Annotated in this window: 1 protein-coding gene; it reads right to left on the reverse strand. The window is 69.9% G+C overall.

The annotated features are described in order from the left end of the window. Positions 1-32: 32 nt before the first annotated feature. Entirely contained in the window at positions 33-1,247 is a 1,215-nt protein-coding gene (locus ACH4SP_RS42505) for an IS30 family transposase (protein ID WP_398423868.1), read from the reverse strand. Positions 1,248-1,340: the final 93 nt, after the last annotated feature.

Below are 1,340 nucleotides of genomic sequence, written 5' to 3' on the forward strand. Positions count from 1 at the left end.
GGCGAATTCCAGGGGTCGTAGCAACACAGTGGTCAACTGGCTGTCGCCAGGAGCTTAGCGAGACGCTCGGCTGGGGTTTCCCAGCCGAGCGTTTTGCGTGGCCGGCTGTTCAGCTCGGCGGCGACGGTCACCAGGTCCTGGGAGGTGTGGGCGGCCAGATCGGTGCCCTTGGGGAAGTACTGCCGCAGCAGCCCGTTCGTGTTCTCGTTGGAGCCGCGCTGCCAGGGGCTGGCCGGATCGCAGAAGTAGACCGGGATGCCGGTGGACACGCTGAAGGACCGATGCGCGGTCATCTCGGAACCCTGGTCCCAGGTCAGGGACCGCCAGAGGTGGCGCGGGAGGGTCTGGATGGTCGTGGCGAGCGCGTTGCGGGTGGCCAGGGAGCTGTGGCCTGTGGGCAGGTGGACGAGCATGAGGTAGCGGGTGGAGCGTTCGACCAGGGTGCCGATCGCGGACTTGCCGTTCTTGCCGATGATCAGGTCTCCCTCCCAGTGGCCGGGGACGGCTCGGTCTGCGGCTTCGGCGGGCCGCCGGCTGATCATGACCATGTTCCTGACGGGGCCCGGCTGGCGCTTGTAGGCGTGACGGTGCGGGCGGCGCATGGCGCGGCCGGTCCGTAGCGAGCGGGTCAGTTCCCGGCGGAGCTCTCCGCGGCCTTGGACGTAGAGCGCCTGGTAGATCGTCTCGTGGGTCACGTGCATCTCCGGCCGGTCGGGGAACCGTGCCCGCAGAGCGTGGCAGATCTGCTCGGGGCTCCAGCGCATCGCCAGGTGATCCTGGATGAAGTCGCGCAGTTCGGGGTTCTGGCCGATCTTGCCCACCTTGGGCCGGGGGCGGCGCCGTTCGGCCCGGCGGTGGGCGTGGAAGGGCTGGTAGGTGAAGCCGCCCCGGGGCATGGGCCGCCGGTTGCGGCGGATCTCGCGGCTGACGGTGGAGGGGCTGCGGCCCAGCTCGGCGGCGATCTGCCGGACCGACGCCTTCTCCCGCAGCCGGTCGGCGATATGGATACGGTCGCGCTCCTGGAGATACCGCGACGGCGCGGGAGACAGCTCCCCCGAACCCGGTGCCGGGGCAGGCCCCGGCACCGGGTAGATCGGAGGGACTGCCTTCCGGCCGCCTGGCGGTGAGTGCCAGCCGTTGCGCCACCGCTTGCCAGTGCGCAGGTTGATGCCGACTGTCCGGGCGGCTTCCCGCGTGCTGTACCCCTGCTCCATGAGCAGGAAGTATGCGGCCCGCTCGCGGGCCATCCCCTTCCCGGTCGGCCGCCCCCGGTTCTCCCGGATCTCGAACTCCATCGCATCCCCTGAGCTGGGGTGTTGCGACAACCACTAGAACTCAAG

Source organism: Streptomyces sp. NPDC021093 (assembly GCF_044333135.1).
In the GTDB taxonomy this organism is placed as follows: Bacteria; Actinomycetota; Actinomycetes; order Streptomycetales; family Streptomycetaceae; genus Streptomyces.